This is a genomic window from Schaedlerella sp. (assembly GCF_056796775.1).
The window spans coordinates 47,393-73,283 of the sequence record NZ_JBQIKP010000005.1 but is presented as its reverse complement, the minus strand read 5'-3'; the positions used below and the strand labels follow the sequence as shown (position 1 = coordinate 73,283).

21 protein-coding genes are annotated in these 25,891 nt (G+C 52.4%); 1 reads left to right on the top strand and 20 read right to left on the bottom strand.

Annotation, left to right across the window (positions count from 1 at the left end):
* Positions 1–8 precede the first annotated feature (8 nt).
* From ACTOY7_RS04130 to ACTOY7_RS04055, 16 genes are all read right to left on the bottom strand, one after another.
* On the bottom strand, positions 9–1,802 hold the full coding sequence (locus ACTOY7_RS04130) for an aminopeptidase P family N-terminal domain-containing protein (RefSeq protein ID WP_160280417.1): 1,794 nt from the start codon (positions 1,800–1,802) through the stop codon (positions 9–11).
* Positions 1,803–1,903: 101 nt separating this feature from the next.
* Positions 1,904–3,319 carry an oxaloacetate decarboxylase subunit alpha gene (locus ACTOY7_RS04125; RefSeq protein WP_482670265.1) on the bottom strand — a complete coding sequence of 472 codons (1,416 nt, stop codon included), beginning with the start codon at positions 3,317–3,319 and terminating at the stop codon, positions 1,904–1,906.
* Positions 3,320–3,336: 17 nt separating this feature from the next.
* Positions 3,337–4,488, bottom strand: a complete 1,152-nt coding sequence (locus ACTOY7_RS04120) for a sodium ion-translocating decarboxylase subunit beta (protein WP_004080769.1) — start codon at positions 4,486–4,488, stop codon at positions 3,337–3,339.
* A gap of 22 nt (positions 4,489–4,510) precedes the next feature.
* A complete protein-coding gene (locus ACTOY7_RS04115) occupies positions 4,511–4,885 on the bottom strand; it encodes a biotin/lipoyl-containing protein (protein WP_004080771.1) in 375 nt (124 codons plus the stop codon).
* A gap of 19 nt (positions 4,886–4,904) precedes the next feature.
* A complete protein-coding gene (locus ACTOY7_RS04110; RefSeq protein ID WP_004080772.1) occupies positions 4,905–5,684 on the bottom strand; it encodes an OadG family transporter subunit in 780 nt (259 codons plus the stop codon).
* Between the two features lie 14 nt (positions 5,685–5,698).
* Positions 5,699–7,135, bottom strand: a complete 1,437-nt coding sequence (locus ACTOY7_RS04105) for an acyl-CoA carboxylase subunit beta (protein ID WP_482670264.1) — start codon at positions 7,133–7,135, stop codon at positions 5,699–5,701.
* Positions 7,136–7,340: 205 nt separating this feature from the next.
* On the bottom strand, positions 7,341–8,537 hold the full coding sequence (locus ACTOY7_RS04100) for an NADP-dependent isocitrate dehydrogenase (protein WP_300886005.1): 1,197 nt from the start codon (positions 8,535–8,537) through the stop codon (positions 7,341–7,343).
* A 47-nt stretch (positions 8,538–8,584) separates the two neighbouring features.
* Entirely contained in the window at positions 8,585–9,244 is a 660-nt protein-coding gene (locus tag ACTOY7_RS04095; protein ID WP_482670279.1) for a GntR family transcriptional regulator, read from the bottom strand.
* 191 nt (positions 9,245–9,435) lie between these two features.
* Positions 9,436–10,599 (bottom strand): phosphoglycerate dehydrogenase, encoded by a 1,164-nt coding sequence (locus ACTOY7_RS04090; protein ID WP_482670263.1) that lies wholly within the window; start codon positions 10,597–10,599, stop codon positions 9,436–9,438.
* A gap of 1 nt (position 10,600) precedes the next feature.
* Positions 10,601–11,683: a 3-phosphoserine/phosphohydroxythreonine transaminase gene (serC, locus tag ACTOY7_RS04085; protein ID WP_300886006.1), complete on the bottom strand. Its 1,083-nt coding sequence runs from the start codon at positions 11,681–11,683 to the stop codon at positions 10,601–10,603.
* 59 nt (positions 11,684–11,742) lie between these two features.
* Positions 11,743–13,413, bottom strand: a complete 1,671-nt coding sequence (ilvB, locus tag ACTOY7_RS04080) for a biosynthetic-type acetolactate synthase large subunit (RefSeq protein WP_482670262.1) — start codon at positions 13,411–13,413, stop codon at positions 11,743–11,745.
* Between the two features lie 16 nt (positions 13,414–13,429).
* The gene (gene ilvD, locus ACTOY7_RS04075) at positions 13,430–15,106 is read right to left on the bottom strand and encodes a dihydroxy-acid dehydratase (RefSeq protein WP_482670261.1); all 1,677 of its coding nucleotides are present in this window, start codon (positions 15,104–15,106) and stop codon (positions 13,430–13,432) included.
* Between the two features lie 16 nt (positions 15,107–15,122).
* Complete coding sequence (gene leuB, locus ACTOY7_RS04070) at positions 15,123–16,208, bottom strand: 3-isopropylmalate dehydrogenase (protein ID WP_482670260.1); 1,086 nt, start codon at positions 16,206–16,208, stop codon at positions 15,123–15,125.
* 269 nt (positions 16,209–16,477) lie between these two features.
* Positions 16,478–16,792 (bottom strand): preprotein translocase subunit YajC, encoded by a 315-nt coding sequence (gene yajC, locus ACTOY7_RS04065; RefSeq protein ID WP_300886009.1) that lies wholly within the window; start codon positions 16,790–16,792, stop codon positions 16,478–16,480.
* A gap of 332 nt (positions 16,793–17,124) precedes the next feature.
* Positions 17,125–18,252 (bottom strand): tRNA guanosine(34) transglycosylase Tgt, encoded by a 1,128-nt coding sequence (gene tgt, locus ACTOY7_RS04060; protein WP_482670259.1) that lies wholly within the window; start codon positions 18,250–18,252, stop codon positions 17,125–17,127.
* Positions 18,253–18,327: 75 nt separating this feature from the next.
* On the bottom strand, positions 18,328–20,421 hold the full coding sequence (locus tag ACTOY7_RS04055) for a L,D-transpeptidase family protein (protein WP_482670258.1): 2,094 nt from the start codon (positions 20,419–20,421) through the stop codon (positions 18,328–18,330).
* A gap of 302 nt (positions 20,422–20,723) precedes the next feature.
* On the opposite strand from ACTOY7_RS04055, the gene aroC reads away from it, so the two are divergent.
* Positions 20,724–21,821, top strand: coding sequence for a chorismate synthase (gene aroC, locus ACTOY7_RS04050; RefSeq protein WP_482670257.1), 1,098 nt, complete (start codon positions 20,724–20,726; stop codon positions 21,819–21,821).
* A gap of 63 nt (positions 21,822–21,884) precedes the next feature.
* Here aroC and ACTOY7_RS04045 read toward each other — a convergent pair whose 3' ends face one another.
* The 4 genes from ACTOY7_RS04045 to ACTOY7_RS04030 all read right to left on the bottom strand — a co-directional run bounded on the left by ACTOY7_RS04045 (position 21,885) and on the right by ACTOY7_RS04030 (position 25,880).
* Positions 21,885–22,946 (bottom strand): ABC transporter substrate-binding protein, encoded by a 1,062-nt coding sequence (locus ACTOY7_RS04045; protein ID WP_482670256.1) that lies wholly within the window; start codon positions 22,944–22,946, stop codon positions 21,885–21,887.
* 89 nt (positions 22,947–23,035) lie between these two features.
* Positions 23,036–23,842, bottom strand: coding sequence for an ABC transporter permease (locus ACTOY7_RS04040; protein WP_160280432.1), 807 nt, complete (start codon positions 23,840–23,842; stop codon positions 23,036–23,038).
* Positions 23,836–24,675: an ABC transporter permease gene (locus ACTOY7_RS04035; protein WP_482670255.1), complete on the bottom strand. Its 840-nt coding sequence runs from the start codon at positions 24,673–24,675 to the stop codon at positions 23,836–23,838. Before ACTOY7_RS04035 ends, ACTOY7_RS04040 begins: the two co-directional genes overlap by 7 nt.
* 131 nt (positions 24,676–24,806) lie before the next feature.
* A complete protein-coding gene (locus tag ACTOY7_RS04030) occupies positions 24,807–25,880 on the bottom strand; it encodes an ABC transporter ATP-binding protein (protein ID WP_482670254.1) in 1,074 nt (357 codons plus the stop codon).
* Between the last annotated feature and the right edge of the window lie 11 nt (positions 25,881–25,891).

Below are 25,891 nucleotides of genomic sequence, written 5' to 3'. Positions count from 1 at the left end.
TATTCACATCAGACTGCCTTTGTATATTCTTTCAGCCAGTTTCTCTCCTCTTCCTCCAGATGCGGCCCGATCTTCTCGTATACCTTCTGATGGTAGTCATTGAGCAGCTTCTTCTCCTGCTCTGTCATCAACTCCAAAGCTATGGCATCCAAATCAATGGGCACATAGGTCAGGATCTCAAAATGCAGGAACTGTCCGTACTCATTCTTCTCCCCTTCGGCCACCATCAGCTCATTCTCAATACGGATCCCATGAGAACCTTCTATATAAATCCCCGGTTCATCCGTGATCACCATACGGACCTCCAACGCCGGATATTTGGATTTTCCGGGCACCCGTTTCCAGTGGAAATTCACGGGCGGCTCATGGATATTCCCCAGGTATCCAACCCCATGGCCGGTCCCGTGATTATAATTCAGCCCCTGTCTCCAAAACGGCTCTCTTGCCGCATAGTCCAGGGTCAATCCCGAGCAGCCATACAAGAACCTGGCATTCGCCAGATGCAGCATACCGCAGACTACCGTGGTAAAATGCCGCCGCATTTCCTCGGTGATCTCTCCCAGCGCCACCGTTCTAGTAATATCCGTGGAGCCTTCCCAGTAGTGTCCGCCGGTATCCGTCAGAAAAAGTCCCTCGGTCTTCAATTCCACATCCGTTTCCGGCGTGGAGGAATAATGGGCGCATGCCGCATGCTCCTTATACGCGCTGATCGGCCCGAAGCTGGGTCCCATATAATGCTCCTGCATCCCTCGAAATTCCTCCAGCTTTGCGGAAGCCGTCATCTCTGTGACGCGTTCCTTCCCGATATTCTTTTTCAGCCAATACATGAACTTCGTATGGGCAATCCCGTCTTTGATGTGGGCATTTCTGATATTCTCCGCTTCCGTCTGATTCTTGACTGCCTTCATCAGCACGATTGGATTCTCCGCCTGGATCTTTTTGACCTCCCCGGAAATATTGCTGAACAGGGCATAATTCATCTGCTCCGGATCCAGCATCACCTTCTGTTCCTTGGTAAATGCTTTCATACGGCCGTAAATCCCGTCATACGGATACAAGGTCACATGGTTTTCCCGAAAATGTGCTTTCATTTCATCGGAAAACTTCCGCTCATCCGCATACAGCTCTACCCCGTCCTTTCCGACTACCGCATAGGAAAGAAGCAGCGGAAAATACTCCACATCATTTCCACGGATATTCAAGAGCCATCCGATGTCGTCCAGGCTGGTGATCACCAGCACATCTGCCTTCTGTTCTTCCATGGCCTCCCGCACCCGCGCCAGCTTATGCTCCACCGATTCCCCGGCATATCGGATGTCCAGCAGAAAGGCCGGTTTTTCAGAAAGCGCCGGGCGTTCCTCCCAGATCTCATCCATCAGATCCAGATCATACCGGACACTGCCGCCCTTGTCTGCCGCGATCTTCGCATATTCCTGTCCCTTCGCGACGCCTACTGTGCGGCCGTCAAATCCGATCACTCCGGATTCCGGCAGCTCCTGCTTTAAAAACGTCTCCATGGTCGGCACATCCGGCTCCCCCATCCTCTGCAGGATAATCCCGCTTCCCTGAAGCTCCCGCGCCGCCTGGATAAAATATCTTCCGTCCGTCCACAGATATGCCTGGTCCTGAAGGACCACTGCCGTTCCTGCGGACCCGGTAAAGCCTGTCAGATATTTCCTTGCCTTAAAATGCTCCCCGACGTATTCACTCTGATGATAATCCGCCGTGGGAACGATATAGATCTGTATGTCCTGCTTCTTCATCAGTTCCTGAAGTTTCTCAATTCTTTCCCGAACTGTCATTTTCCTGCTCCTTTATTTCTCTAATAAAAAGCCGAAGCCGCTTTTCGTGTGGAGGAAACCGGCCCCGGCTTTTTTCACTATTTGTAATGGATCACCTGTCTTTATACCGGATAAGCCCCGTTCTCCGTGTCCGCTACCTTTGCATCCACCTTCGTCTGCTGAGCTTCCCTGTACTTAAAGAAATCCACTGCCACCTGTGGGAAAAGCGCGTAGCTGAGCACGTCCTCATCCTGCTGAATCCACTGCGCGCATTCCTTGCGGAGCGTATCCAGCTCGTCCGGGATCAGGTCTGCCGGACGGCAGGTGATGATCTCGGCGTCCTCTCCCACAACCTTCTTCTGGATCTCCGCATTGAACGGTTTTACGGTTGCGCCGTATTTACCGGTCAGCACGTCCTTGGTCTCCTTGGTAGCCATCTTATAGCGCTCGCCCATCAGTACGTTGAATACGGCCTGAGTTCCCACGATCTGGGAAGAAGGAGTAACCAACGGCGGCTCCCCAAGGTCTGCCCTTACACGCGGCACTTCTTCCAGCACGTCGTAGAACTTGTCTTCCGCACCCTGTTCTTTCAGCTGGCTTGTCAGGTTGGATAGCATACCGCCCGGTACCTGATACAGCAGTGTCTTGATATTGACACCCATGTTCTTCGGGTTCAGCAGGCCGCTTGCGAGAGCTTCATCCCGGATCGGACGGAAATAGTCCGCAATCTCAGCCAGAAGGTTCTGATCCAGCCCTGTATCGTAAGGCGTCCCCTTGAAGGTCTCCACCATAACCTCTGTGGCCGGCTGGGAGGTTCCCAGTGCGAAGGGCGACATTGCGGTATCGATGATGTCCGCCCCTGCCTCGATGGATTTCAGGTAGGTCATGGAACCTACACCGGAAGTATAGTGAGTATGCATCTCGATGGGAATCTCCACCGCTTCCTTCAGAGCGGTTACAAGCTCCGTTGCCTGATACGGGCAGAGAAGGCCCGCCATATCCTTGACACAGATGGAGTTTGCACCCATATCCTGGATTCTCTTTGCCAGATCCATCCAGTATTCCAGCGTATACGCGTCGCCCAGTGTGTAGGACATGGCAACCTGCGCATGCGCCTTTTCCTTGTTGGCTGCCGTTACGGCTGTCTGCAGGTTGCGGATATCGTTCATACAGTCAAAGATCCGGATGATGTCGATGCCGTTTGACACGGATTTCTGTACGAAATACTCTACCACGTCGTCCGCATAGGGGCGGTATCCCAGGATGTTCTGCCCGCGGAAGAGCATCTGCAGCTTTGTATTCTTAAATCCGTCGCGGAACTTCCGAAGCCGCTCCCACGGATCTTCCTTCAGGAAACGTAAGGATGCGTCAAAGGTCGCGCCTCCCCAGCATTCTACCGCATGGTATCCGACCTTGTCCATCTTCTCCACGATCGGCAGCATCTGCTCTGTCGTCATTCTTGTAGCGATCAGGGACTGATGCGCGTCACGCAGAATAGTCTCTGTAATTTTTACCGGTTTTTTTGCTATTTCTGCCATTCAATTTGTCCTCCATTTTATTTTACACCAAATATCGCCATAAAGGTTCCGGCTGCCACCGCAGTACCGATTACCCCGGCCACATTCGGTCCCATTGCATGCATCAGAAGGAAGTTGGTCGGATCTGCCTCCGCACCCACCTTCTGGGAAACTCTGGCTGCCATCGGAACCGCGGATACGCCGGCGGAACCGATCAGCGGATTCACCTTGCCTCCGGTCACCTTGCACATCAGCTTTCCGAACAGGACTCCGGCTGCCGTTCCGAACGCAAACGCCACCAGTCCGAGGACTACGATCTTAATCGTACTCCAGTTCAAAAATGCCTCCGCGCTTGTAGTCGCGCCTACAGATGTTCCCAGCAGGATGACTACGATATACATCAGCGCATTGGAAGCCGTCTCTGTAAGCTGTCTTACTACGCCGCACTCCCGGAACAGGTTACCCAGCATGAGCATACCAACCAGGGGAGCCGTTGTAGGCAGGATCACACAGACAACGATGGTTACGACGATGGGGAACAGGATCCGCTCCAGCTTGCTGACCGGACGAAGCTGCTCCATCTTGATCTTCCGCTCTTCCTCTGTCGTCAGAAGCTTCATGATCGGAGGCTGAATGATCGGCACCAGGGACATATAGGAATATGCCGCCACGGCGATGGGCCCCATGATCGCGGTCTGCTGCAGCTTTCCTGCCAGGAAGATGGAGGTCGGCCCGTCCGCCCCGCCGATGATGGAGATCGCTGCCGCTGCCTTATCCGAGAATCCCATTGCCATGGCGCCCAGATAAGCCGCAAAGATACCGAACTGTGCTGCCGCTCCTAAAAGGAAGCTCTTCGGATTGGCGATCAGCGGTCCGAAATCGGTCATTGCGCCGACGCCCATGAAGATCAGGGACGGAAGGATAGCCCATTCATCCAACACATAAAAGTAATAGAGGAGTCCGCCCACTCCGTTTGAGGAGTCCTCGGCATGAAGCATGATATCCGGATAGATATTGACAAGCAGCATACCGAAGGCAATCGGAACAAGGAGCAGCGGCTCAAATTCATGCCTGATTGCTAAATATAGGAACACGCAGGCAACCGCGATCATGATCACATTTCCCCAGGTCAGGTTCATGAACGCAGTCTGCTCGATGAGGTGTCCCAACGTATTTGAAATATATTCCATTTGTTAAACCTCCGTATTTACACTAGTTTAATGTAGCCAATACTGCTCCTGCTTCTACGGCATCGCCGACTGCTACATCAATACTAGCAACTGTTCCTGCCTCCGGGGCAACAACCGGGATCTCCATTTTCATGGCTTCGATAATGACAACCGTGTCACCGGCCTGTACGCTCTGTCCGACGCTGGCCTCGATCTTGAATACCTTGCCTGCCGCACCGGCTTTCACCTGGATGCTGCCTGCGCCTGCCGCTGCCTTGGGCGCTGCGGGAGCCGCTTTCGGAGCTTGTGCCGGAGCCGCCGCTGCCGCAGGTCTTGCTGCCGGAGCCGCACCTGCGCCGTTCTCTTCTACCGTTACATCATAAACATTTCCATTTACTGTGATCGTATAATTTTTCATTTTTATTTTCCTCCTTATTTCACCTTACGGATGCATTCCATTTATTGGATTTTCTTCTCTTAATCGAACGTACCACGAATCCGTCGGTGGTCGTTCCCTCCGCCGCTGCGATCGCTGCCGCAATCACGGCGATCAGTTCACTGTCATCGGCCTGTACCTCCGCTGCCGGCTCTGCCGCTGCTGCCGGGGCCGGTGCAGGCGCTGCCGGTGCAGTCTCTTTTTTGCGGAACTTCTCTTCCAATGCCGGAATCTTCTCAAACAGTGAAATAATAAATGAAATGAAAATCAAAACCACGAATACGGTTCCCATTCCCAGAACCGTATTCAGCCCGGCTTTTTTCAGGATCTCGGTTGTCGAATAGTGCGCGTTGACCGTGATGCTCTCCATCTGCCCGCCCTCGTCAAAGGCAAACTGCAGATCGGCATCTCTTTCTTCCCCTTTCAGGGGAGCCGAAAGCACTGCGCCTGTGTTGGTGACCTCCATCGTGAAATCACCGATTTCCAAAAATTCACCGCAGTCCTCCCTGCCGGACTTCCAGGCGTCAATCATAGTCCGGAAGTTTTCTCCCGAGATCGGAAATCCTGTCATCATCAGTGTATAATCCAGGTTGTAATCAGGCATGGACTGATACTGTTCAAACTCCTCTTCTGACATCTTGCTGAAATTATCGATGATCCCCTGGGCATACTGCTGCAGCCTTTCCTGATCATACTCTTTTTCCGCTGACTTGCTTCCGCATCCTGCCAGGCAGAAGATCAGGATAAGGACAAGTCCTGCTATACTTAATTTTTTCTTCACTTCGCCTCACCTCACTAAACCGTACCGTGCTTTTTGTCGGGACGATCCTCTCTTTTTGTGAACAGCATCTCAAATGCGCCGATCACATATTTTCTGGTGTCTGCAGGTTCAATGATCGCATCCACATATCCCCGCCTTGCCGCAGACATGGGGCTGGACTGGAGCTCTTTGTAAGCCGCCGCCTTTTCTTTGAGCACTTCGGCATCCGCATCCGCGTACATGATCTTCGCCGCAAGCGCGGAATCCATCATGCCGATCTGTGTATCCGGCCATGCGTAGACCAGATCCGCTCCGATGGACTTGCTGTTCATCGCCACGTAAGCGCTGCCGTAAGCCTTGCCCACAATCACATTCACCTTCGGCACCGTCGCGTTGGCAAATGCGTAGGTCAGCTTCGCAACGCTCTTTGCCATATCCTTTTCCGCTGCTTTTGTCGCTTCATAACCGGTCACATTGGTCAACGTCAGGACCGGGATGGAAAACGCGTCGCAGAAGTTCAGGAAATCCGCTGCCTTCCTGCAGCCGTCCACCGTCAGCACGGTATCAAAGCTCTCCGCGTTCCCTTCCGCGTCGTAGATCTTGGAGCGGTTTGCAAGGGCGCCGATTGTCATGCCGTTGAGACGGATGAAGCCTGCCGCCATCTCTTTTGCATATTCCTTCTTCACCTCGAAGAACACCTGGCTGTCCGAAATCTGCGCAAGCGCAATACCCGTATCCTCGGATGCATTGGCAATATCCGCACAGACACGGTTCAGGTCATCCATACATTCCTCATAGGAATTATCATCTTCATTATTGGCCGGAATCATACTGATCAGAGTACGGATCTGGCCCAAAATCTCTTCTTCTGTTCCGATTCCGTCCACCAGGCCGGAGGTCTGGCTCTGATATTCGGCACTGGACGTATCGCATTTGGAGATCTCATTTCCCTCCAGGGCATTCGGGGAATTCACAAACAGTCTGCCGTCCTTGCTTTCCATAAATGTGAAATCCGTCAGTCCGGGAACAACCGCAAGCCCGCCGCCGCACATACCGAAGATCGCCGTGATCTGCGGGATCACACCAGATGCCATGGACTGCTTAAAATACAGACTTCCAAATGCCTCCAGTGCGTCGGTAGCTTCCTGAAGACGCAGCCCCGCACAGTCTACCAGACCGATCACCGGCGCCCCCATCTTCATTGCCATATCATAAATATTGGCAATCTTTCTTGCATGCATCTCGCCTACCGCGCCTTTCAAAACGGTCGCGTCCTGGCTGTATACATACACCAGATTACCATCGATCACTCCATAACCGGTGATGACACCGTCGGATGGAGTCTCTTTTGCCTGCAGATTGAAATCGGTATTTCTGGCTGTCACCGCGCCGCCGATCTCAACAAAGCTTCCCTCATCAAGCATCGAGGCAATTCTTCTGCTTGCTGGGTTCCCAGTTGCATTGTAGCTCATATTTTAGCCCTCCATATAAAAAAATATTTAAAAATAAACCAAAATTTATGCCTATTTTAGTATAAACTAAATGTTGGAAAAATACAATGAAAAAAAGTAGAAATTGGCAGAAATACGGAGGTGGCGGAATAGATTATAATTATAACAACGGGGATGCCGTTATGGCATCCCCTATCACACAAAATATTTGTTATGGGCTTTTTTATTACAGCCTGCTTGCTATGGCTTTGATGAAGTCCTCGCTGTTGAGTACGGTTGGGTTCTCTATGGTAGTGATCAATGCCAGGTCTTTGGTCATTTCGCCGGACTCTATGGTGTCGATGGTAGCTTTTTCGAGTTTGCCGGCGAAGTCCATCAGTGCCTGATTGCTGTCAAGCTCGCCGCGTTTGCGGAGAGCGCCGGTCCAGGCGAAGATGGTGGCTACGGAATTGGTGGAGGTTTCTTCTCCTTTTAAGTGTTTATAATAATGACGCTGGACGGTGCCGTGGGCGGCCTCATATTCGTAGTAGCCGTCGGGGGATACGAGGACGGAGGTCATCATGGCCAGGGAACCGAAGGCGGAGGAGATCATGTCGCTCATGACGTCTCCGTCGTAGTTCTTGCAGGCCCAGATGTAGCCGCCTTCGGACTTCATCACGCGGGCTACGGCATCGTCAATCAAGGTGTAGAAGTAGACGATTCCTGCCTCTTTGAATTTGTCTGCGTATTCCGCGTCGTAGATCTCCTGGAAAATATCTTTAAAGGTGTGGTCGTATTTTTTGGAGATCGTGTCTTTGGTCGCGAACCAGAGATCTTGTTTGATGTCCAGAGCGTAGTTGAAGCAGCTTCTGGCGAAACTGGCAATGGACTGGTTCAGGTTGTGCATTCCCTGTGCTACGCCGGGACCTGTGTATTCGTGCACCAGTTCGCGGTGCTCCGTTCCGTCCTGGGCGGTGTAGACCAGTTCCACCTTACCGGCTCCCGGAATCTTCATTTCTGTGTTTTTGTATACGTCTCCGTAAGCATGCCTTGCGATGGTGATAGGCTTCTTCCAGTTCTTGACGCAAGGCTCAATCCCCTTTACCACGATGGGGGCACGGAATACCGTTCCGTCCAGAATGGCACGGATCGTACCGTTGGGGCTCTTCCACATTTCCTTCAAGTCATACTCCTCCATACGCGCCGCATTAGGCGTGATGGTGGCGCATTTTACGGCAACCTTGTATTTTTTCGTGGCATTTGCGGAATCTACGGTTACCTGGTCGTCTGTCGCATTGCGGTGTTCCAGCCCAAGGTCATAGTATTCCGTATTCAGCTCAATGAACGGTTCCAGTAGATGCTCCTTGATCATCTTCCAGAGGATCCGGGTCATCTCATCCCCGTCCATTTCCACGATCGGCGTTGTCATTTTAATTTTTTCCATTGGATAACTCCTCCTCGTTTATTCGTATTTGTGCTGATTCGTTCCGTTTATTCTTCCGTCCCCTGTCTCCGCAGGTTCTGCATCACATGGAGTACATGCTCATTGGCAAGCTGTTCCGCCAGATTGGCATCGTTGTCCCGGATAGCCCGAAGGATCTGCTTATGCTCCCGGATCGACTTCCTGGCACGCTCCTCCGAGACCATGGAGGAACGCCTCGCCATCAGGGAATACCTGTGAAAATCCATCAGCACATGGCTTAACATACGGCTCTGGGAGGCTTCATACAATACCCTGTGAAATCTGCCGTCCAACTCCGTCACCTGATCCCCACTGCTGCCGTACCTCCTGGAATGAAATTCCGAGAGAAAGATGATCTCCTCCAGCTCTTCCAGCTGCGCCTCCGTAATATGCTCCGTCGCCCATCTCGCACAGAGCCCTTCCAGCATGAAGCGCATCTCATAGATATCCTGAATGTCTTTTTGCGTGATCCCGGTCACAAAGGCACCCTTATTCGGGATGATCGTAACCAGCCCTTCCAGCTCCAGCTGGCGCAGCGCTTCACGCACAGGCGTCCTGCTGACGCCAAGCTCTTTTCCAAGAGCAACCTCCCGAAGCTCCTCATGCTCTTTATATGTACCATTGAGAATATTGTCCCGGATGCTCTGAAACACGTGACCTCTCAATGAATTCTCCTGATGTCCCTCCATCATTTCCTCCTATCAGGGTGTAAACAGTAACATGTATCATTGTATACACTAATACAATTTTTGTCAATATATGGAACACAAGAGAAAATGATAACGCACAAAAATTGTTACAGTTCACGGCCTAACCGGCCGTGAACTGTAACCAAAAATTACAGGCCGCAATGAATCCGCAGCCTGTAAAAAATCGAAGCTCAGACGATAACCCGGACCTTCAGCACCCCTTTGATCTCTCCCAGCCGCTTCACAACTTCATCGGAAATCGCCGCGTCCACATCAATCATCGTGTATGCGTAGGCTTTCTTGCTCTTGTTTGTCATCAGTGTGATATTCATATTCTCTTTTGCAAGAAGAGACGTAAACTGTCCCAACATATTTGGGATATTATGATGCAGGATCGTGACCCGGCTGCCCTCTTCCTTGGCTCCCATATTGCAGTCCGGATAATTTACAGAGTGGGTGATGTTTCCGTTTTCGAGATAATCCCGCAGCTCCTTCACTGCCATTTTCGCACAGTTGTCCTCGGATTCCTCCGTGGATGCGCCCAGATGTGGAATCACGATCGCGCCTTTCACGCCTGCGATCTCCGGGGTCGGGAAATCCGTCACGTACCGTTTCACCGTACCGGAAATGAGCGCATCCACGATAGCTTCGCTGTCTACCAGGATATCCCGGGCAAAGTTCAGGATGATGACGCCCTTCTTCATCAGACTGATGGCCTCCCGGTTGATCATGCCCTTCGTGCTGTCCAGCGCCGGCACGTGGATGGTGAGGTAATCACATTCCTTGTAAAGCTCATCCACCGTCTTTGCGTGATGGATATTTCGGGAAAGCTGCCATGCGGCATCTACCGATACATAGGGGTCATATCCGTACACATCCATGCCCAGATGGATGGCCGCGTTGGCAACCCGCACGCCGATGGCTCCCAGGCCGATGACTCCCAGCTTCTTGCCGTCAAGCTCTCTTCCGGCAAAGGCCTTTTTCGCTTTTTCGGCCTCCTTCGCCAGGTCGCCATCCTCTTCATGCTCCTGCACCCAGTTGATGCCTCCGATGATATCACGGGCCGCAAGCAGCATCCCGGCCAACACCAGCTCCTTGACACCATTGGCATTGGCGCCCGGCGTATTGAATACTACGATTCCCTTTTCCGCACATTTTTCCAGAGGAATGTTGTTCACTCCGGCCCCGGCACGGGCAACCGCCTTCAAGTCCTTTCCAAATTCCATCTCATGCATGGCGGCGCTGCGGACAAGGATCGCATCTGCCTCGTCTGCGCTTTCTACCCTGACATAATTCTCGTCAAATCTTTCAATTCCAACCGGCGCGATTGGATTCAGGCAATGATATTTATACATCTTACAGATTCTCCTCTTCAAACTTCTTCATAAATGCAACCAGCGCTTCCACGCCTTCATAGGGCATGGCGTTGTAAATGCTCGCGCGCATGCCGCCGACGCTTCTGTGGCCTTTGAGATTTTCCAGGCCTGCTGCCTTTGCTTCTTTGACAAATCTGGCATCCAGGTCCGCGTCTCCTGTAACAAACGGCACATTCATGAGAGAACGGTCCTTCGGTACGACTGTCCCCTTGAACAGCCTGCTCTGATCCAGGAAATCATACAACAGCTTCGCTTTCTTTTCATTGCGCTCCTTCATCACTTCCAGACCGCCCATCTTTTTCAGCCACTGGAACACCTTGCCGCAGATATAGATTCCGTAAGCCGGCGGTGTATTATATAAGGATTTCGCGTCCGCATGTGTCTTGTAGGTCAGCATCGTGGGAGTTCCCGGCAGGACATCCTCTGTGATCAGGTCTTCCCGGATGATCACGATTACGACACCGGCCGGGCCGATATTTTTCTGAACCCCGCCGTACACGATCCCGTATTTCGTCACGTCGATGGGTTCGGATAAGAAGCAGGAGGAAACATCCGCTACCAGAATCTTCCCCTTCGTATTGGGAAGCTCATGATACTTGGTTCCGTAGATCGTATTATTTTCACAGATATAAACATAATCCGCGTCCTCGGAAACCGGAAGGTCGGAGCAGTCCGGGATATAAGAATAAGTCTGATCCTCCGAGGAAGCGATCCGGTTGACCTTTCCGTACTTTTCTGCCTCCTGAGCCGCCTTTTTCGCCCACTGTCCAGTGATGATATAATCCGCCGTTCTGTTCTTCATCAGGTTCATCGGGATCATGGCAAACTGCTGGGAAGCGCCACCCTGCAGAAACAGCACCTTATAGTTGTCAGGAATCCCCATCAATTCCCGCAGATCCGCCTCCGCGCCTGTGATGATCTCCTCATAGGCCTTGGAACGGTGGCTCATCTCCATCACGGACATGCCGGTTCCTCTGTAGTCCAGCATCTCGTCTGCTGCTTCCTGAAGCACTTCCTCCGGCAGTACCGCCGGCCCCGCCGAAAAGTTATATACTCTGCTCATGTTTCATTCCTCCTTTTAGTAAGGATCACGCAGTCCATACGTAACCCTGTTCTTGACCGTTACAGATCCTCTTCATCAAATGCTTCGCTGATCGCCGCGCCGGGCGCAACCATCGGCCATACTTTATCGTCGCAGTCGATCTGACAGTCAATCAATACAGGCCCGTCTGACTGCAGCGCCTTTGCAAATGCCTCCTGAAACTCCTCCTGGGTAGTGACGCAGATCCCTACTGCCCCCATGCCCTCGGCCAGCTTGGCAAAATCCACCCCGTCGTTCAATACCGTGGCGGAATACCGCTGTCCGTAGAACAGGTTCTGCCACTGGCGCACCATGCCCAGTACATGGTTGTTGATTACCACCTCAATGACCGGGATCTGATACCGGGCCGCAGTGGCGATCTCATTCATATTCATCCGAAAACAGCCGTCCCCGGCAATATTGACCACGGTCTTTTCCGGGCAGCCCATCTTGGCTCCCAGAGACGCCCCCAGGCCGTAGCCCATAGTCCCCAGACCTCCGGAGGTCAAAAATGTCCTGGGCCTGGAATACCGATAATACTGTGCCGCCCACATCTGGTGCTGTCCCACCTCAGTCACGATCACGGCATCCCCTTTTGTCTGCCGGTAGATCTCCTCAATCACATAGGGACCGGTCAGCGTATCCGGATGATATTTCATCGGGTATTGCTGTTTATATTCCTGGATCCGTTCCATCCATTCCGTATGGGACAGCCGGGAGAGCTTTTTGTTCACCCGTTTCAGAGCTTCCCGGATATCGCCCGTCACTCCGGCAGTGATGAGCACATTTTTATTCATTTCCGCGGGATCCACATCAAACTGCAGGATCTTCGCGTTCTTTGCGAAGGTTTGCGTATTACCCGTGACACGGTCGCTGAAGCGGGCGCCTAATACGATCAGAAGGTCGCACTCGCTGACTCCGAAGTTGGAGGTCTTTGTCCCGTGCATACCCAGCATCCCGGTGTAACGCTCATCGGTACCCGGAAACGCGCCTTTCCCCATCAGGGAATCGGTCACCGGCGCATCCACCTTCTCCACAAACTCCCTCAGCTCCTCGCTGGCTCCGGAGAGCACGGCACCGCCGCCTACAAATACAAATGGCTGCTTTGCTTCTTCGATCATAGCCACTGCCCGGTCGATCTCCTCCTCGGATATCTGTCCTCCATCCGGAGCAAAGGGCTGGATCTCCTCCCTGGTATACTCTGCCTTGTTGGCCGTCACATCCTTTGGAATATCAATGAGTACCGGACCCGGCCTGCCGGACCGCGCAATCTGAAATGCCTTCCGGATGGTGTCCGCCAGGGTGACCACATCCTTTATGATATAATTGTGCTTTGTAATAGGCATCGTGATCCCGGTAATATCCACCTCCTGGAAGCTGTCCTTTCCAAGCAGGGATACGCCTACGTTGCAGGTGATCGCCACAATGGGGATCGAATCCATATACGCGGTGGCAATCCCGGTTACCAGGTTGGTTGCCCCCGGGCCGCTGGTGGCAAAGCAGACCCCGACCCTGCCGGTGGCACGGGCATATCCGTCCGCGGCATGAGCCGCCCCCTGCTCGTGGGAGGTCAGGATATGCTCTATTTCATCACTATGCTGATATAACGCGTCATATACATTCAGGATCGCGCCGCCCGGATACCCGAATACCGTATCCACGCCCTGCTCCTTCAGGCATTCAATCACAATGTCTGCTCCTGTCAAATACATTGCAGGTACCTCCTAATCATTCGTTTGTTTTCGGGATCTCCAGGATGGCGCCCCGGTTGCCGGAGGTCACCATGGAGGCATATCTTGCAAGATATCCGGTCTTCACATTGGGCTCCTTGGGCTGCCATTTTGCTTTTCTTACATTCAGCTCTTCCTCGGACACATCCAGCTCCAGCTTCAGCTCCGGAATGTTGATCCGGATCAGATCCCCCTCTTCCACCAGAGCAATCGGGCCGCCCACTGCCGCTTCCGGCGACACATGGCCGATGGAAGCGCCTCTGGAGGCTCCGCTGAAACGTCCGTCCGTGATCAGCGCCACGGAGGAGCCCAGTCCCATACCGGCAATGGCGGAGGTAGGATTGAGCATTTCCCGCATTCCAGGACCGCCCTTGGGGCCTTCATAGCGAATCACCACCACATCCCCCGCGTGGATCTCTCCGCCCTTGATCGCCGCGATCGCGTCCTCTTCACACTCGAAGACTCTCGCAGGCCCTTCGTGAACCAGCATCTCTTCCACCACCGCGGAACGCTTGACCACGCTGCCGTCCGGCGCCAGGTTCCCTTTCAGAACCGCAAGTCCGCCTGTTTCGCTGTAGGGATGGTCGATGGGACGGATGACCTCCGGATCCCGGTTGACACATCCGGAAATGTTTTCTCCCAGCGTCTTTCCGGTTACGGTCATACACTCTGTATGGAGCAGATTCTTTTTATTCAGTTCGTTCATCACCGCGCTGACACCGCCGGCTTCGTTCAGGTCTTCCATATAGGTGGGGCCTGCCGGTGCCAGGTGGCACAGGTTCGGCGTCTTTGCGCTGATACCGTTTGCAAAATCAATCTCAAAATCCATGCCGATCTCATGGGCAATGGCAGGAAGGTGAAGCATACTGTTGGTGGAGCATCCCAATGCCATATCCACGGTCAGAGCGTTCAGGACCGCTTCTTCTGTCATAATATCCCGCGGGCGGATGTTCTTTCTCACCAGCTCCATCACCTGCATGCCCGCATGCTTTGCAAGGCGGATCCGTTCGGAATAGACTGCCGGGATGGTCCCGTTTCCCGGAAGCCCCATACCCAGCACCTCAGTCAGGCAGTTCATGCTGTTGGCCGTATACATGCCGGAGCAGGAACCGCAGGTAGGGCAGACATTGTTCTCAAACTCACAGACCTCTTCCTCCGTCATGGTGCCTGCCGCATAGGAACCCACCGCCTCGAACATGCTGGACAGACTCCGCTTCTGCCCCTTCACATGACCAGCCAGCATGGGACCGCCGCTGACAAAGATGGTGGGCACGTTGATCCTGGCCGCTGCCATCAACAGTCCCGGCACATTTTTATCACAGTTAGGGATCATCACCAGAGCGTCAAACTGATGGGCCATAGCCAGCGCCTCGGTGGAATCCGCAATCAGGTCTCTGGTCACCAGGGAATACTTCATCCCGATATGTCCCATGGCGATGCCGTCGCAGACCGCAATCGCCGGAACCATGACCGGTGTCCCGCCTGCCATAGAGACTCCCATCTTGACTGCTTCCGTGATCTTATCCAGATTCATATGCCCCGGCACGATCTCGTTGTAGGAGCTGACCACACCTACCAGGGGCCTCTCCAGTTCTTCCTTCGTATATCCAAGCGCGTTGAACAGGGAACGGTGGGGCGCCTGCTGTACCCCCTTTGTAACGGTATCACTTCTCATCTTCGTATCCTTCCTTTCATCTGATATATCCGCAGATCCGATCTCCCATCTCGGCGGTGCCGATCCGCGTCTTTCCCTCTGACATGATATCGATGGTGCGGTAGCCTTCCTTCAACACCTGCGCAACCGCCTGCTCAATGGCATCTGCCTCCTTGTCCAGGTCAAAGGAGAAGCGCAGCATCATGGCTGCCGAAAGTATGGTGGCTATAGGATTAGCGATCCCCTTCCCCGCGATATCCGGCGCGGAACCGCCGCTCGGTTCATAGAGTCCGAACCTGCTCTCATTCAGGCTGGCGGAAGCCAGCATCCCGATGGAGCCTGTCACCATACTGGCCTCATCCGACAGGATATCTCCGAACATATTCTCCGTCAGGATCACATCAAACTGCTTCGGGTCCTTCACCAGCTGCATGGCACAGTTATCCACCAGCATATGCTCCAGCGTCACCTCCGGATACTCTGCCGCGACTTCCTCCACGACCTTTCTCCACAGCCGGGAAGAATCCAGCACATTGGCTTTGTCCACACTGGTCACCTTTTTCCGCCGCTTCATGGCGGTGTCGAAACCCCGCCGCGCGATCCTGCGGACCTCGTTTTCGTTATATGTAAGGGTATCACGGGCCGTCAGGACACCGTCCACTTCTTCCGTGGAACGCTCCCCGAAATATAATCCTCCGGTCAGTTCCCGCATGATCATCATATCAAATCCGCCCCGTGTGATCTCTTCCTTCAGAGGACAAGCCCCTTTCAATTCTTCATACAGAACCGCCGGCCGAAGATTTGCAAACAGGTTCAGCTCCTTCCGGATCTTCAAAAGTCCTGCCTCCGGTCTCTTAGACGGCTCTAACCTGTACCAGGGTGAAGTCTTCGCGTCCCCTCCGATGGAACCCATCAATACGGCATCGCTCGATCTTGCAAGTCTGATCGTCTCGTCTGTCAACGGAACTCCATGTACATCAATAGATGCCCCGCCCATCAAAAGCTGCGTATAATTCATCTCATGTCCGTAAACTTCTGCGGTCCGATCCAGGACCTTCATTGCTTCCGTCACGATCTCCGGCCCGATTCCATCGCCCTTGATCACACCGATATTTAATTTCATATCCCATCTTCCTTCCATTATTATAAAAATACTGACTGCTGTTGAAGACCAACGGTCAGGCCCCAAAAACACTATTTGTTTATCATACAGCATTTTTTCGGCTGTTTCAACCCTTTGAACTGCAAAATATATCGCCCAAAGCAGTGCCACTTCCTGTAAAAATCCACAAAAAATCCCAGTCAAAGACCCCTGAAAGCGATACTCAGAAAACGAAAAGGACAAAAAAGAAACCGGAGGCTTCTGCCATCCGGAGTCTTTTTTGCCCTTTTCTATTCCGCTCCCGGTTTTTCAAGCTGAGCGATCGCTGACTTCTGCATGGGGATCCGGCAATTCTTGTTGCTTCCGAATTCCACGATCACCGCTTCATCCGAAATATCAATGATCACACCGTAGAAACCGCTGGTCGTCAAAACCGTATCTCCGATCTCCATGGTGGCAAGCATCCCCTGAACCCTCTTCTGCTCCTTTTTCTGCGGACGCATCAAAAAGAACCAAAATACGCCGATCACAACCGCATACATGATAAAAATGCTGCCCAGGCCTGCCGCTCCACCTGCTCCGCTTGAAGCTAATATTCCATTCATTTTTTGTTTCCTCCTAACTTTTGTACTCCGGAAAATACTCTGCATAGATATTCTATCTCTATGGAAATTCCTGTACATGCCAAATCCTCTTCCGGCGCAATATACTTATCATACACAAAAAACCTTGATTCTTCAAGAGTAATTTTCCATTTTCATGCTTTCTTTTACAGTTTTAGTTACAGGTCACACCTTGACCAGGCGTGCCCTGTAACTCAGGCCGTCATTTAAAATTGCCTGCGGCAATGGACGGCCTGAATCCCAGCTTTTATGTGCATCCTCCTGACCAATCAGCGTAGTGATTGGTCAGTGTGTGACATGTAACCAGTTTTATCTTACTGTTCCTGAACCCCCGCAAGCTTCTTCTTTTTATAGCTCTGATACTCTCCCGCCTCAATGGCATCCCGGATCTCTTCCATCATCGTATTGTAAAAATACAGGTTGTGGAGGACGCAGAGGCGCATTCCCAGCATTTCCTTTGCCTTGAGCAGATGCCGGATATAGGCGCGGCTGTAGCTTCTGCATGCCGGGCACCGGCAGCCCTCTTCAATGGGGCCGGGATCCGTCTCGTATTTTGCGTTGAACAGGTTCAGCTTGCCGTGGTTGGTATATACATGCCCGTGGCGCCCGTTCCGTGAAGGGTATACGCAGTCGAAGAAGTCCACGCCCCGTTCTACCGCTTCCAGAATATTGGCAGGCGTCCCCACTCCCATCAGATAGACCGGCCGGTCCCTGGGAAGCAGGGGAACCACAGCCTCCAGGATGCGGTACATCTCTTCATGGCTCTCTCCCACGGCCAGGCCGCCGATGGCATATCCGGCCAGATCCAGCGACGTGATCTGCTTCGCATGCTCCCTACGGATATCCTCATAGATGCCTCCCTGGTTGATGCCGAACAGAAGCTGCTTGCGGTTGATCGTATCCGGCAGAGCGTTCAGCCTGTCCATCTCTGCCTTGCAGCGTTTCAGCCAACGGTATGTCCTGGATACGGAAGCCTCCATATAGGCACGATCCGCCACGCTGGAAGGGCATTCGTCAAATGCCATGGCAATGGTGGACGCCAGATTGGACTGGATCTGCATACTCTCCTCCGGACCCATAAAGATCTTTCTCCCGTCAATATGGGAATGGAAGTGGACCCCCTCCTCCTTGATCTTCCTTAATCCTGCCAGCGAAAACACCTGGAATCCGCCGGAATCCGTCAGGATCGGCTTATCCCAGTTCATAAACCGGTGCAGTCCGCCCATCTGCCTGACAATCCGATCACCCGGACGGACATGCAGATGGTAGGTATTGGACAGCTCCACCTGCGTTTTGATCTGACGCAGGTCATCGGTCGAAACCGCGCCCTTAATGGCGGCCGCGGTTCCTACATTCATGAAGACCGGCGTCTCGATAGTTCCGTGAACGGTGGCAAGGCGTCCCCGCTTCGCCATCCCGTCTGTTTTTATTAAATGATACATTTTTCCCTCTTTCATAAATTGAAACTTGCACAGTATATTGTTTTAGATGACGCCGTTCAGGATCGCTGCCGTGAACTAATAATGAATGATCACAGGTGTTCCGACCGGCAGCATATTATAGAGAGCCCCAGCCTGATCAAGCGGCATATTGATACATCCGTGAGAGCCTGCGCCGCTGGCATACAAGGAACCGCCGAACGCCGGCTGCCAGGTTGCATCATGAAATCCGATCCCGCTCCAGGTCACCCGCATCCAGTAGGCAACCGGGGTTCGGTATTCCGGCTGCCCTGTTGCCGGATCAATCTCGCCTACCAATGTAGAATTCAGCTCCTTATCCAGAATACTGTACACACCGCTGGGTGTCTCTCTAGCCGGGGTCGGAACGCCAGTTACCACATCTGTCTCCAGGGCGACCACACCGTCTACGATGAACCACATATGCTGTCCGGACAGGTCCACCTCCGCATAGGTGCTGCCCCAATCCTGGGGTCCCCTTGATGCCGCTCTTTGACCATCCACGTAGATTGGCTCCCTTGTCACCACTTCTCCATTCTTAATACTGTTGACCAACGCCGGAAATTCCGCTTCCTCGTCTACCGACCATCCATAAGTACCTCCGGACACCTCTACAGTCTTCCCCCAGGGAGAGGTGATCGTCCTGGTCTTGCCCACTGTATCGTACTGCTTCCCGAACTCTCTCAGCCATTCCCGGACGGCTCCCTCATTGAAAGTCACCTTCATCTCCGCGTCTGCTGTCACCCATTCGGAAATCAGTGTCTTGTCTACCACCACCGGCTGATCCATAGAGTACGTGATGCTTGCCTTGAGATACTGGTTCATCTCATTGCATGCAGCCTTCACATCTCCGGATTCCGACGTATACTTAGGCAGGGCATAGCAGTTCTCTCCTACCATGTCCAGCTCCGGCTGAAATTCCGAGATATACTGATGGATCTTTTCACGGAGAAGCTCCTGATTCACCTCTGTTCCCGTCACTTCCGGCTCCACCACATATTCCGTACCGTCAAACCTAGGATATGCAGACGTGGGCGGGATCTGCTCCGCCTTAACCGCCTGGAGCCTGCTGATCTTATCCTCCAGCGCATCCCGGTCATAGGACACATCCACCGTAGCCTTGGAGGAATTTTTCACAAAAAATGCCTGTGGCCAAAGAAACGCGTTCTGCTTTTTTAAAACATTTTCAATGTCCTTATTCTCATTGTATTTCAGAGAAATCTCTTCCCCGCTGATGCTGTCTGTCTTATTGTCCTTTTCCAGGATCGTCAGACTGTAGCCCTGCACCTGCTGTTCTATGTATTCCTTCACGTCTGCCGCCGTCTTCATAGAAAAATCATGGCCGTTGATCTCCGTATTCATATAGAAATGACTCGTAAAATATACGGAGACTCCGATATAGGCCGCCGCAAGCACACCGACGAACACGCCGGCCGCAAGCAAAGGAATGGGAACTCCAGACTTTTTTGGTCTCCTCCCTGCGCCTGATGACTTGGCAGGATTGCCGGAATTCCGTTTTGCGCCCTGTCTTCCGGCTCCGCTTTTTTGTGGGCCGGATTTTCCTGCGGTTCCTTTGGATGCTCCGGTCTTTCGCGCGGCGTCCTTCTGGGGACCGCTCTTTCCCGGGTTGGTTTTTGGCGCGTCGTTTTTTCCTGTGCTGCTCTTCTGTGTTCCGGTACCGGTATTCTGCGCTCCGGTTTTTCCGGTACTGGCCTTTTGCGCTTCAGATTTTCCGGCACCATTCTTCTGCGCTCCGGTTTTTTCCTGGCTGGTCTTTTTATTTCCAGTATCCTTTTTTCCTGGATCATTTCTCATTTTGTCTGAATTCTTTGCGCTTTCTTTTTTCATATCTTCCTGATCCCGAACCTCCGAATTCCATTCTTTGCTTCCTGATGTCTGATATTGAATGTCTGTTTTCTTCCTGCTCTCATCCGCGCCTGCCGGATCGTTTTCTGACAAGCGGCTTTTATTGTCTGGCATCGACGTATTTTTTTCCACCCGTGCCGGATCTTCCCTTTTGTTTTCATTGAAGCTCGTGTTTATGTCCTCATCTTCATCCAGATAATCATCTTCATCATCCAGATAGTAATCCGCATAATTTATCTCTTCTCCTGAGTAAGAATCATCATTCTGGTCTTTGGCATTTTTGCTCATCTGATACTTCTCCCTTAAAAATGAGTTACTGCTCTCACCTGAGGTACTCACAGCAACTTTTCATCCATCTGCTTCCTGAAATGTGGATGGATTTTAGACACTGGAATCATCTACCTATAGACATCCAAATTTTATTATATAACGAAAGGCCGGGAATGTACAGCACAAATCTCCTTAATTGCATTTTTTAAAAATTTCATAATCCATAACCGTTGCAATCTCACTGAGATTTGTGATTGCGCCATACGTTTTATTCCTATATAATATGGGTATCCTATCTATCATCGAAAGGAGATTTTTACATGAGTGGTTCAACATTTGGAAATATATTCCGCATTACAACCTGGGGGGAATCCCATGGTGCCGCCATCGGCGCCGTGATCGACGGCTGTCCGGCCGGACTCCCTCTGGAAGGCTCCGATATCCAGGCTTTTCTGGATCGGAGGAAGCCGGGACAGAGCAGGTTCACGACCAAGCGTCAGGAAGGCGACCAGGTCGAGATCCTCTCCGGCACATTTGAGGGACGGACGACGGGGACGCCGATCTCCCTGCTGGTGCGCAACCAGGACCAGCGTTCCCGGGATTATGGAAATATTGCTTCCGTATACCGTCCGGGACACGCCGACTACACTTATACGCAAAAATACGGCTTCCGGGATTACCGGGGCGGTGGGCGTTCCTCCGGACGTGAAACCATCGGACGGGTGGCCGGTGGCGCGGTAGCTTCCCAAATTTTAAGGGAATTGGGAATCGAACTGACGGCCTATGCCAAGGCCATAGGACCTGTAGAAGTTCCGGAAGAGGAATATCGGTTCGAAGAGATTTTTCAGAATAAGCTGTACATGCCCAACAATCAGCGGGCGGATGAGGCTGCCTCCTATTTGGAATCTATGATAAAGAACCTGGACTCCTGCGGCGGGGTGATCGAGTGCCGGGTCACCGGGCTTCCTGTCGGGATCGGGGAACCAGTTTTTGACAAGCTGGATGCCTGCCTGGGAAGGGCAATCCTCTCCATCGGCGCAGTCAAGGCCGTGGAATTCGGAGACGGGATCAAAGCCGCGCATTTGAATGGAAGCCAGAACAATGATCCCTTCTATATGGAAGACGGCACCGTGAGGAAAAAGACAAATCATGCAGGCGGAGTCCTGGGCGGGATGAGTGATGGGGATACGCTGGTGCTGCGGGCATCCGTAAAGCCCACCCCCTCGATCGCCCAGCCCCAGCAGACAGTTACAGAAAACGGGGAAGATACGGAACTTGTCATCCACGGACGGCATGATCCGATCATCGTACCCCGGGCCGTGGTCGTAGTGGAATCCATGGCCGCGCTGACTCTTGCGGACCTGCTGCTGCAGAATATGGGCAGCAGAATGGAGCATCTGAAAAAAATATATACCTGAAATATGCAGCCCTGAGGGGACGCCGGCCCAAGCCGTTCACTCCCCCTCAGGGCTGCACTCTGTTTAATCCGCCTTCAATTCCTTCCAAAGCTCATTCATCAGATCATTGCTCTCCGGCTCTAACTGCAGGCTCACCTCACAATTGTCCGTCGCGTTCTCCGCGGGGACCAATGCCTCATCCGCGCGTTCCTCCTCCGACAGGCTCTCCACGACCGCTTCATTGGGGGTCGAATAATAAATATATTCAAAGTTCTTCTTCGCGATATCCTCCCTGCAGAGAAAATCCAGGAACTTCTGCGCCGCGTCCAGATCCTCACAGTGCTTCGTCACACACCAGGCATCCAGCCAGACATTCGATCCCTCCTTCGGGATCACATAGGCCAGGTTCTCATTGTACTGATGTCCCAGATAGGCCTCTCCGGAATACACGATCGCCATCACCGCGTTTCCGGCTACCACTTCATCCCTGGCCTCATCCACCAGATAAGCCTGCACATCCGGCTTCTGCTTCAGCAGCAGCTCCTGGGCCTCCCGAATCTCATTTTCATTGTTGGAATTTAACGAATATCCAAGGTACTTCAATGCCGCCATATAGGTATCCCGCATACTGTTCTGCATGATAACCTCCCCGGCATAGTCTCCGTTGAACAGCACATCCCAGCTGTCCACCGGCTCCGAAACCCTGGTCGTATCATAAAGAATCCCCAGCGTCCCCCAGAAGTAAGGAACCGTGTATGCATTCTCCGGGTCAAATGCCGCAGCAAGCTTCCAATATTTGTCACCGATATTGCCGCTGTTTTCCATCGCGCCCCGATCAATTTTCTGAAGCTCTCCTTCGTCTATAAACTTCTGGAGCATATAGTCCGTGGAACAGAGCAGATCATACTTGATTGCTCCAGATTTGTACTTGGTATACATCTCCTCCGGCGTCAAAGATTCTTCATATTTGATCTCGATCCCGGTTTCCTCGGTAAACTGATCCAATACATCCGGATCCATATATTCCCCATAGCTGAATACCGTAAGGCTCCCCTTTCCTCCCTCTTTGCTTCCGCAGCCTGTCACAGACAGCATGGAGCAGGCCAGAAGGCCGGCCAGACAAACATAGCTCACTCTCTTTTTCATTTCCCATATCCTTTCTAAAATTAAAATCTTATCAGATCCCGCAAAATCTGAAAACTCCCTAAGACGAACCGCCGCTTCTTCCTTCATTTTCACGATTCATAACTGACCGGCTTCTGCAGCTCCGCCTTTTTGGCAGGCCAGTAATTGGCCGCCAGAAGCACCACAAAAACAAACACAAAGATCATCGTAGACAGCGCATACATCTCCGGCTTGATCCCTTTTCGGATCTCTCCGTAGATCATGGTGGACAGTGTATTGACCCCGGCCCCCTTCGTAAAATATGTGATCACGAAGTCATCCATGGACATGGTAAATGCCATGAAAAATCCGGCCACGATTCCGCTGGCCAGCTGGGGCAGAATGACCTTGAAAAAGGCATACACCGCATTGGCCCCCAGATCCCGGGCCGCCTCATAGAGGCTCACATTCATCTGCCGGATCTTCGGCATGACGCTCAGGATCACATAGGGGATATTAAAGGTAATATGCGCCAAAAGCACGCTGCCGAACCCCAGTGGGATAAAATGCACGAACCAGAGCATCAGCGCGATCCCGGTCACGATGTCCGCGTTCAGCAGCGGGATATTGGTGCAGATCATCATGATCTGATAATTTTTCTGTCGCATGGCATGGATCCCCAGAGCGCCCAATACACCGATCACCGTCGCGATCAGCGCCGAGGCTGTCGCCAGCACCAGTGTTGTCACAAGCGCCTCCATGATCTGCCCGTTGGAAAATAATTTCCCATACCACTGCAGTGTAAAACCGCCCCAGGTCACCCGGGACCTGGAATTATTGAAGGACAGCATGACCAGCACCAGGATCGGCGCATATAAAAACAAAATGATCAGGCCGATGTAAAACCGGCTCAGAAATCCTTTCAGCTTTTCTACCATATTGCCGACCCCTTTCCTTCCACATCATTTTTCGTAGTAAATGCCATGCTGATCAGGACAAAGATCATCAGGGAAACCGACAGTCCGGATCCCAGATTCCAGTTGGAGCTCTTTGTAAATTCCTGTTCGATGATGTTTCCGATCAGCTGCAGCTTTCCTCCGCCCAGGATATCCGAGATCACGAAGGACGTCATGGACGGAACAAATACCATCACGATCCCGCTTAAGAGTCCCGGTATGGACAGCGGAAAGATGATCTTCCGGAATACCGTAAAGCCGTTGGCTCCCAAATCCCTTGCCGCCTCCATGATATCCTCATCGATCTCCGCCACTGCGTTGAAGATGGGGAGCACCATATAGGGAAGATAGTCATACACCACCCCGATCATAATGGCCGTCCCCGTATTGGCCAGCGGCAGAGCATCAAGCCCCAGCTTCGTCAGCAGAAAATTCAGGATCCCGTTGTTGGACAGGATCATCTGCCATGCCAGGATCCGCAGGATGAAGTTCATCCACATCGGAAGGATCAGGATAAACATGGTAAATCCCTGTCTTCCCATGCCTAAGTATCTCAGGGCCAGCACGAGCGGATAGGATAACAGGATGCAGATCAGGGTACACCCAATGGCGATCTCCAGCGAAAAGACCATTGCCTTTAGATGGATCGGGTCAAAAATGGCAACGATATTTTCCAGGGAGAATCCACTCTCCCGGCTGGTCAACGCATATTTAAAAATCACCCCCAGAGGGATCACGGTAAAGCCGATGACCCATACAATGTAGGGGGAGGACAACCATGTCCGCCTGTTTACGGATTTTGCACGATTTATCATCTTATCACAACCTCCTGCTTCCTCTTTTTCCACTTGCCTCAGACATAACCGCCTTCCAGCAGCTCGTATAGGATCCAGAGCTGCCTGGACAATTTTTTATATGTCTATTCGGATATCCCCGGCGGTCTGTTCTACGCATCCTCCCGCACGGCCTCCGCATCCTCGGAATGGGGCTTATGCATGATCTGGATGTTGTCCGGCAGGATCGTCATCCCCACCACAGAGCCGATCTGGGCCGGATTGACGCTCTGGACGATCCAGTCATATTCCCAGGCGCGCACCTTGATCTCGTAAAATGCCCCCTTGAATATGATGGAAACGACCATCCCTTTGAGATACCCGTCCTCCTCCTTCACGATCACCAGATCTTCTGGACGAATGACCACATCCACCAGCTCATCCCTGGCAAACCCGGTATCCACACAGGGGATCGGCACATTCTGGATCTGTACGAGGCAGTCCTCTTTCATGATCCCGTCGATGATATTGCTGTCCCCGATAAAGTCTGCCACAAACGCGTTCTGCGGTTCATCGTAAATGCTTTTGGAGGTTCCCATCTGCTGGATGATCCCTTTGTTCATGACAACGATGCGGTCCGACATGGTCAACGCTTCCTCCTGGTCGTGGGTCACATAGACAAAGGTGATCCCCACCTCCTGCTTGATCTTGATCAGCTCCCTCTGCATGCCATGGCGCAGCTTCAGATCCAGCGCCCCCAGAGGTTCATCCAAAAGCAGGATCTTCGGCTCATTCACGATGGCCCTTGCGATCGCCACCCGCTGCTGCTGCCCTCCGCTTAGGGAATCCGGCATCCGGGTCTCATAGCCGTCCATATTGACCAGCTTTAAGGCATAGCGGATCTTATCCTTGATATACTGCTGGGTCTTCTTTTTCAGCTTTAACCCAAAGGCAATATTTTCCGCCACGTCCATATGAGGAAACAGGGAATATTTCTGAAAGACCGTATTCACATTCCGTTTATCCGGAGAAAGTCCGGTGATCTCCTTTCCCTCAAATAAAACCCGCCCCTCATCCGGCTTCTCAAATCCGCCGATAATACGCAGGGTCGTAGACTTCCCACATCCGGAAGGCCCCAAAAGTGTAATAAATTCATTCCGCCCGATCTCCAGATCCAGGTGGTTCAAGATCTGTTTCCCATCAAATGATTTGCTGACGGAATCCAGCTGCAGTATCACATCCTTCATTGACATCCTCC